Consider the following 8,487-nt stretch of genomic DNA (forward strand, 5'->3'; position numbering starts at 1 on the left):
TTAGTTTGTCCGATCACGCCAAAAAACAAAAGTGGAATGCTTGGAGGTGGCTAAACGAAAAACCGCTCCGCACCTGAGAGCGACTACATGTACGTATTATTGATAATGCCGGACATCGTGAACCCCCACAAACCACTGATACTGACCAAGAGAAAGACTTCCAGCTAAAAGTAGACTCATAATGCTCACAAAGGCGACGTCGTACATCGAAAAACCGGTGTGGTAGAAATAAGTGCGTTTGCTTTGGCTCGTAAAGTGCTTCGCTTCCATAGCGACCGCAATACGCTGAGAACGGCGAATCGCCTGGGCAAGCAAGGGAATGGTGAAGAATTTAAGCTTTTGATAAAGGCCTCTCATTCCCCGGAATTGCAACCCGCGAATGGCAAGCGCGTGACGCAGCGTTTGAAACTCCGTCACCATAATGGGAAGCATTCGAATGGAAGCCATGAACGCGTAGGCATAGCGCGAAGGCAGCTTTAGCTGTTGCATGAGCGAGTAAAATAAGAGCACAGGTTTCGTCGTTAAGGCAAAGAGAAGCCCGAGAACAGCAAAGCTTAACGCCCTTACGCCCAGATGCATGCCGCGGTAAAAACTTTCCTCTGTAATATGAACAAGCCCCCACTCAAACCAGGTCGTCTCCCCCTGGCCAAAGAATGTCATCGCACTTGCCGAGGAGACGAAGATGAGAATGAACGGGGCGGTATAGAGCAGCACATAGCGAATCGGGTGTCCGGAAAAAGCAAAAAGCAGCACCGTGCTTCCTGCAAAAAAGAGTACCAGCACATTGGGGTTGTGAATGAATACAAGAACGATAAAAAGAGCAAGGGTGAGGATCAGCTTAAGGCTTGGGTTAATGCGAGTCAACCATGTGGTCCTCCATTCGTAACCATTCATTCTCCCACCACTCCTCTCTTCATTGTATCCACTCGTTCACCAGCCTCGATCCTGGTTTGTTTGCCGCCTTTTATCGTCCATACACTCGTGGCATACTGCTTCACAATCTCCTCGTCGTGTGTCACCATGACAATCGTTGTCTCCTCGGCCCGGCACGTCTCGAGCAGCTGCAAAAGCGAGAACGTGTTTTTGGCATCCTGACCAAATGTCGGTTCATCGAGCATCAGGATCGAGTGAGCACCGACAAGAGCTGTGCAAACACTCAAGCGCCGCTTTTGCCCGGTCGAAAGCTGGTAAGGATGAACGTCTTTTTTATCAAGGAGATCAAATCGATCCAGTAATGCAAGCGCCCTTTCTTCTTTTGAAGGGTCTTTTAAAAACATCAACTCATCCATCACGCGGTCGGTGACAAACTGAAATTCAGGATTTTGAAAGACAAAGCCAATCTCACCCGCGAGAGGTGACTTTCCGTGAATGCTTCGCTCATTAACCTTATAGGTGCCCGTAGTCGGTAGAAGATTCATCAGCGCATACAAAAGTGTCGATTTCCCCGCTCCGTTCTCGCCTACGATGGTGACCCACTCCCCGCCTTGAACATGGGCTTGCTCGACCGAAGCCACTTTCTTCTTTCCTCGCCAAGCCTTCCATTCCTTTAGTGAGAGATGAAGGGGTCCTTGCTTGTTGACGGGGGAAAACGTCGCTTCTTGTAAATGCCTGCTCCAAGAGGAAGGATGCCAAATGCCGTACGTGTCAATCTCTCTTTGGTGGTTTCGCCAGATATCTGCAGGTTTTCCATCTGCAAGAATCATCCCGTTGTCCGAAAAAAGTACAATCCGGTCAACGTAATCAAGAATGTGATCGATTTTATGCTCGACAATAATGACGGTTTTTTCAACGCTCATTTCTTTGATGGTTGCCCATACCTTAGCGGTGCCTTCGGGATCAAGGAGAGAGGTTGGTTCGTCTAAAAATAGGGTGTCTGCTTCCAGGGCATGCATAGAAGCGATGGCTAGCCGTTGTTTCATCCCCTGAGAAAGATGTTGGATTGGGGTATGAAGCGTTTCAAGCTTTATCCCTACTTTCTTCAAGAGAGAGGCGATCCGATCGTTCATTTGCTTCCGTGGAACTTGCAGGTTTTCCAGAACAAACCCAAGCTCTTCATCAACGAAAGGCATACAGAACTGTGTGTCGGGATCTTGAAATACAAATCCGCTTCTCTGGGGGACGGTGGCATGGGACGTGCGCATCGGGATGTCTATCACTTCTGGAAACAACCCCGAAAGAACCTGTAACAGCGTCGATTTTCCACAGCCGCTAGGTCCGAGAAAGAGCACTTTCTCCCCTTTTTCAATCGTTAGATCCAGCCCGTCAAAAAGCAGTGTTTCGCTTTTAGGGAAAGCAAGGCGCAAATCGTGTACGGAGGCAGCGATCATCTTTTGGTCCCCGCTTTCTTATCCAACAGATCATAATCGTTTTTCGAGGCCGGCCTGATCATGGTTGTGACTCCGGTTTTCTCTAACGCACGAACAAGCAGGTAAGCGAATATTCCTGCAATCGCGATGGATCCAACGGTTCGGAAAACAATACGGAGTGTTAGATTCCATGTGGATAGATCTCCTAAGTAGGCGTAGTAATAGTCCAGCCCAAGGGAGGCGACAGAGGCTCCGATCGCTCCAAGAATCGCGACAGTAACCGTGAAACGTTGGTAGCGAAACAAAGCAAAGGCAGCTTCCGTGCCTAGTCCTTGCGCTAATCCGTACAGCAGAAGCATCGGCCCGTACGGAGCGCCTGCGAAAAATTCTCCGGAGGCTGCTGCTGTCTCGGCGAGAATGGCCACGCCTGGTTTACGAATAATAAGCATCGCAATGGTAGCGGCGATGAACCACATGCCATATAGAAGCTGCTCCCCTTGTAAGCCGACAAGGCTAAAGATGTCCATGACCGGCGTCCATAGTCTGTAGACAATGGCAAAAACAACGGCAATCATAATGGTGACCATGACATCGGTTAAGGTTAAACGGTTTCTTTTCATTTTCAAATCCTCTCCTCGTGCACAGACAAAACAAAAAGGATCGCCGAGTGGGAGCTCTGGACAAGCCAAAAAGCCGCTCCCGAAACGAAGAGAGCGACTTACAGAGGGCACGTGCAGAAATACACTGCTCGCGTGCGTATGTACGTCAACTCCACTTCCCTTCGCTAGCATTACCTAGATCAGGTTAAGGGTTAAGACATCCGTCTCTCTCAGCGCTTCGGCACCCCTAGTGGAATCATCTATGTGATTGCTTTTTATTTAACCATAATCTCAAGAAAAAGACAAACTATTTTTCCAGTTTCTCTAAAATCGGATACAACTCCTCCAAAGCAGAAATTTCATAGGTCGGTGTGATTTCTTCTGCTGGCTCTTTGTTGGTACGGTTAATCCAAGCAGTACGAATGCCCGCGCGATTCGCTCCGAGAATATCCGTCCACAAATTATCACCGACCATTAACGCCTCGTCGTTGGCCACATTTAACAATCCAAGCGCGTGTTCGAAGATGCCTTTATCCGGCTTCCCTTTTCCGTACGCCCCTGAGATTACGATATGATCAAAGTAAGGAACCAACTGCGGCGTGATCTCAAGCTTAGTGTTTTGCAAGTCTGGGGAACCATTCGTGATCAGCAAAAGGCTGTAACGCTCACGCAGTTTCTCAAGAATTCGAAAGGACTCGTCGTAGACATAAGGATGCCGCCTGCGCGCAAGCGGGAACTGCTCGGCGAGAGCACTCGCTAAGTCAACGTCGTCAACTCCAATGGCCTCTAGTCCTCTGGCCCATGCAGCTTTCTGATAGCCGGGAGCAGCCTCACGCAGAGCGGCAAATGATTCGTGTTCATCTTGAAACTGCCCCCAGAGGCCTTCAAATGGATTAATGCCAATGTTTTGCGTAAATTCATAAGTGGGAAGCGTCTCGTAGAGCGCCCGAGCCTCTTTCCTTACGGCAGCTTCAAGTTCGGCAGGAACCACCCGTTGATTTTTCTTCCTGGCATATTCGCAGGTAACTTTAAACGCTTCAGCAATGCTGCGCTCGTCCCATAGCAAAGTGTCGTCTAAATCAAACAGAACCGCTTTCATTCCATTCCCCCCTGCTTCAGTTGTCATTAATTTGAACGCTCCAGCCAAACGGATCTTCTTGCTCCCCCGTCTGAATCCCGGTGAGACTGTCATAGAGACGCTTGGCGAGCGCTCCGGTGTTGCGGTTGTTAATGAGCATGGAATGATCCTTCCACTGCAGCTCCCCTACGGGCGAAATCACTGCAGCTGTTCCTGTGCCGAAAACCTCTTCAAGTGTCCCTGCTTTGCTAGCGGCGATCACTTCTTCCATGGAAATTCTCCGCTCACGCACGTTCATCCCCCAACTATGTAGAAGCTCTATCACGCTCTTTCGAGTGACCCCTTCTAAGATGCTGCCAGAGAGTTCCGGGGTGTGGATTTCGCCATCAATTTTAAAGAAGACATTCATGCTCCCAACTTCCTCGATATACTTTTTCTCCACCCCGTCCAGCCACAAAACCTGTGATTTCTGGTTGGCTGTCGCCCGGTCTTGTGCCTTATAAGCGGCACAGTAGTTCCCTGCGGTTTTTGCCGTCCCCGTTCCTCCAGGAGCGGCCCGTGTATAGTGATCCTCGACAAAAATGCCTACAGGGTTCATTCCTTCTTCATAGTACGCGCCAACCGGTGATAAAATCATCATCAATTTGTAGGTTCGAGAAGGAGCCACGCTTAAATTCGGTTCGGTCGCGATAATAAATGGTCGAATGTAGAGAGACGTTCCTTCCGCTGTTGGAATCCAGTCTCTATCGAGTAAAATCAATTCTTTTAAGTAATTAAGCATAAGGCTCTCATCCACAGGTGGAATGCTCAGGCGATCGCTTGAGCGATTGAGTCGGGCAAAGTTTTCCTCTGGACGAAACAAACGAATGTCTCCTTCCTCTGAGCGGTAAGCCTTCAAGCCTTCAAATACCGTCTGCCCGTAATGAAAAACCATAGCTGCGGGGTCTAGCGTCAGAGGTTGGTAAGGAATGATGCGTGCGCCGTGCCAGCCTTTCTCTTCAGAATAGTCCATAATGAACATATGATCCGTAAAGTGCTTGCCAAAAGCAAGAGAATCAACATCCGGTTTTGGCTTACCATGTGTACATTTCATAATCTCTAGCTTATTCTGTGTCATGAATTAGCGCCCCTTTCTCTTTTATCTCTGAGAGTCTGGTTTTGTCTTCTCCACGTACGGTTGATGTCCCCTTCTCTAGAAAGGTTCGCCTACGTATTTTTCAACTATAGCACGAAATGGTCAATTAGACAGTAATTTTAGGCAAGTTTCCTTCATTTCTCTCCTGATGAAAATTTCGTTTGAGCGCTTAAATTTTAAAATAGATGAATGGAGTTTCGAATTCATGCCGAAACTGTTTTTGTTTCCCTTATACAAAAGAATTCCGCGGGAGCTATAGTTCTGAAGGGAGAGAAACTTGTTGCTATAGACCCACACAACAGTCGTTTGCTAAAATACGTAGACAGATTTAAAGGGCTGAGGTGCTACTTTTATGAAACGTTATGATGAGTTGAAACAAGGGGAGTCAGGTGCCTGGTTGAGCATTTGCGCCTATGTTGTATTAGCCGCTATTAAATTGATTGTTGGATATTTGTTCTTATCACAAGCATTGATTGCAGATGGCTTAAATAATGCCACCGATATCATTGTGTCGGTGGCCGTTCTCGTCGGACTTCGTATCTCTCAAAAGCCGCCGGACCATGATCATCCGTACGGTCATTTCCGTGCTGAAAACATTGCGGCCCTCCTTGCTGCATTTGTCATGATGGTGGTTGGACTTCAGGTGATTTGGGGCGCGGGAACGTCGTTACTTGGTGATGCTCGCACAGAGGCGCCGCATATGCTTACCGCCTGGGTGGCCATCGGCGGTGCGGCCGTGATGTTTGCGGTCTATGCGTACAATCGACGGCTCGCTCAGCGAATCGACAGTCAGGCATTAATGGCAGCGGCACAGGACAATAAAGTGGATGCCATCGTCAGCATCGGGGCATTTGTCGGGATTGTGGCTGCTCAATTTGGTTTGGGCTGGGTCGATACGCTGGCGGCTTTTCTCATTGGAGTGCTTATTTGTCACACGGCGTGGACGATCTTTCGAGACGCGACCCATTCCTTAACAGACGGCTTTGATGAACGCTCTCTTTCTTCCTATAGAAAGACGGTGGAGCAGCTGGACTCTGTGCATGCGCTAAAAACGATCAAAGCCCGTCAAGTCGGAAGCTCCATTTATGCCGATGTTATTATTGAAGTGAAACCGAACCTTACCGTGAAAGATAGCCATGAAATCGCCGATAGTGTGGAAGTGAAATTGCGAGAGACGCACAATATTGCTCATACGCAAGTCCATATTGAACCACGGGAGCAGCAAGAAAAAAACGCCGAACCTAACGAGTAGGTTCGGCGTTTTTCTAGCTCCGGCGGGTAGGAGCGCCGAGATTTTTCGCCCCCGATACCGACATCCAGAACCGGGATTTCTTTTATCGGGTCTCCAAACTTCTCGCTCCTGAGCAATCCGCCTTCGCGTCTCGGTGTTTCTAGCTCCGGCTGGTGGAGGTCATCTGAAACATAGGGTGGGACGGTTTCCAAGGCCCTGAGCAGGGAAACCTCCGCTTTTTCGATAGGAATTAATCAATAACGGTGACGTTCACTTGCTGACGCCCAAAGGAAAATGCTTCATCCTTGGTTTCTACAAACAAATCAATTTTTTGCCCTTTAATGGCCCCTCCCGTATCACCAGCAATCGCTTCACCATAGCCTTCCACATACACACGACTTCCAAGCGGAATCACGTTCGGGTCTACAGCGACGACTTTTTGATTTGGATTGCTTCTAAGGTCAATGCCGGTTGCCGTTGTTCCCGAGCAGCCGTTGCAGTAAGCCGTGTAGGCTGTGGCTTCCATTTGGTAGGTGGCACCAGAAACGTCGCTGCTGCTTTCAGTCTCTGCATTCTCGGCAGAGGCTTCTGAACTTGCCACCTCTGCTGACTCCTCCGAGCCCTGACTAGTGGATGCATTTTCGCTTGGTTGGGAAGTTGCCTCAGATGGGCTTTGATTCTCAGAATCTCCGGAAGAATCTTCTGAACTCACGGCCTGCTCTGTGCTTTCTGCACTCGGTTCAGAGGACGGGGCTTGAGTCTGAGCCTCACTATTTTCAGAAGGGACTTCTGTGTCTGCCACCGCTGTTGATTCTTCGCCATTCTCGTTGTTAGCAGTGCTTTCGCTAGAATCAGAAGTGTGCTCGGATGGGGCTGTTTCTTCTGCTGTCGCTGTTGGGATGTTTCCGTAATACAACTGTTTGTGTGTTTCGGGACCAGCAACGCCGTCTACTTGGATGTTCGCCCTCGCTTGGAAATCTAGGACCGCTTGCTTGGTGATCGGTCCGTAGTGACCATCAATGTCGGCTGGATAATAACCAAGGCTTTGAAGTCTTGATTGAAGGCTTGAGACGAGCACTCCAACTTCTCCCTGTTGCAATACGCTCATCGCCCCGAGGGTTTGCACGCCTGCCACTCCATCAACTATAAGTCCTTGGCTTTCTTGATAGGAAACCACTGCTTCTTTCGTTCCTGACTCAAACACACCTGTGATTTGTTCCGTACCTAAGTAGCCTCTATCCGCAAGTTTTTCTTGCAAAGCTTGCACTTCTTCCCCTTGTGCCCCTTTATGTATAGGATTAAAACCCTCTCCTTCAGCATTCGCTTCACCTGGAGCTACTATAATGATAACCGCCGCGCTAACCGTAGCCAAAAAAGTTCTCAACCATCTTTTCATTCTTTGTTTCCTCCTTACAAAAAGTTCTTGCGACAGATGCCGCAGAGATGAAAGCTGAACCATGGTGGTCAACGTTCAATCTGCTATGATACCTACTCAGCCTGTTCTACAAATAAGCCAAGTTACAAAGAGTTTAATGTTTTTGTAACCTTTTTGTAATGTTTTTGAAGAGGAAGACAAGAAGAAAAATGGGCACCTGAGTGGGGCAAGAAGGGATTTTGTAAACATGTTGAGGGAGATGACAGAAAGCTTTTGCCAATACCGAAAAGCTCCGACAGGTCGCTTCTACCTGCAGGAGCTAGACAAAAAAGAACCCGCTCAATGGCGGATCCTTTTTTTACCGATTAATCAAGTACAGTTACGTTCACTGTTTGACGACCAAAGTTTAACGCTTCGCCTCTTGATTGAACATATAAATCAATTTTTTGACCATTAATGGCGCCGCCAGTATCACCGGCGATGGCTTCACCGTAGCCTTCAACATGGACGCGGCTCCCAAGTGGAATGACGTCCGGGTCAACAGCTACGACTTTTTGGTTCGGGTTGGCATTCAAATCAATGCCTGTAGCCGTTACGCCAGTGCATCCTTCACAATTGGCTGTATAAGCTGTTGCTTCCATTTGATAAGTTGCCTGTCCTTCATCAGCGGCAGGAGCTTGAGCAGCCTGTTCCTGCTCAGCTTGAGCTTGAGCGGCTTGTTCCCGCTCAGCTTGAGCTTGAGCAGCCTGTTCCCGCTCAGCTT

At 48.7% G+C, this 8,487-nt stretch carries 8 protein-coding genes and 1 riboswitch; of the genes, 1 reads left to right on the plus strand and 7 read right to left on the minus strand.

What is annotated here, in order from left to right; translation table 11 throughout:
* Positions 1-96: 96 nt before the first annotated feature.
* From AVZ68_RS16800 to AVZ68_RS16820, 5 genes are all read right to left on the minus strand, one after another.
* The gene (locus AVZ68_RS16800) at positions 97-894 is read right to left on the minus strand and encodes an energy-coupling factor transporter transmembrane component T family protein (RefSeq protein WP_059105737.1); all 798 of its coding nucleotides are present in this window, start codon (positions 892-894) and stop codon (positions 97-99) included.
* On the minus strand, positions 891-2,327 hold the full coding sequence (locus AVZ68_RS16805) for an ABC transporter ATP-binding protein (protein WP_157404691.1): 1,437 nt from the start codon (positions 2,325-2,327) through the stop codon (positions 891-893). Before AVZ68_RS16805 ends, AVZ68_RS16800 begins: the two co-directional genes overlap by 4 nt.
* Entirely contained in the window at positions 2,324-2,926 is a 603-nt protein-coding gene (locus AVZ68_RS16810; RefSeq protein ID WP_059105738.1) for an ECF transporter S component, read from the minus strand. The genes AVZ68_RS16805 and AVZ68_RS16810 overlap by 4 nt, the downstream gene beginning before the upstream one ends.
* A 139-nt stretch (positions 2,927-3,065) precedes the next feature.
* Positions 3,066-3,164: riboswitch (TPP riboswitch) on the minus strand.
* A gap of 48 nt (positions 3,165-3,212) precedes the next feature.
* Positions 3,213-4,004 carry an HAD family hydrolase gene (locus AVZ68_RS16815; RefSeq protein WP_059105739.1) on the minus strand — a complete coding sequence of 264 codons (792 nt, stop codon included), beginning with the start codon at positions 4,002-4,004 and terminating at the stop codon, positions 3,213-3,215.
* Between the two features lie 16 nt (positions 4,005-4,020).
* On the minus strand, positions 4,021-5,100 hold the full coding sequence (locus tag AVZ68_RS16820; RefSeq protein ID WP_059105740.1) for a branched-chain amino acid aminotransferase: 1,080 nt from the start codon (positions 5,098-5,100) through the stop codon (positions 4,021-4,023).
* A gap of 370 nt (positions 5,101-5,470) precedes the next feature.
* Here AVZ68_RS16820 and AVZ68_RS16825 point away from each other — a divergent pair, with 370 nt between their 5' ends.
* Positions 5,471-6,370 (plus strand): cation diffusion facilitator family transporter, encoded by a 900-nt coding sequence (locus AVZ68_RS16825; RefSeq protein ID WP_059105741.1) that lies wholly within the window; start codon positions 5,471-5,473, stop codon positions 6,368-6,370.
* Between the two features lie 229 nt (positions 6,371-6,599).
* Here the strand turns inward: AVZ68_RS16825 and AVZ68_RS16830 are convergent, their stop codons facing one another.
* Together AVZ68_RS16830 and AVZ68_RS16835 are read right to left on the minus strand one after the other, a co-directional pair.
* On the minus strand, positions 6,600-7,745 hold the full coding sequence (locus tag AVZ68_RS16830) for a peptidoglycan-binding protein (protein WP_059105742.1): 1,146 nt from the start codon (positions 7,743-7,745) through the stop codon (positions 6,600-6,602).
* A gap of 344 nt (positions 7,746-8,089) precedes the next feature.
* Positions 8,090-8,487, minus strand: a 398-nt coding sequence (locus tag AVZ68_RS16835) for a 3D domain-containing protein (RefSeq protein WP_180316724.1), incomplete at its 5' end; no start/stop codon positions are given.

Source organism: Shouchella shacheensis (assembly GCF_001484965.1).
Lineage (GTDB): Bacteria > Bacillota > Bacilli > Bacillales > Bacillaceae_D > Shouchella > Shouchella shacheensis.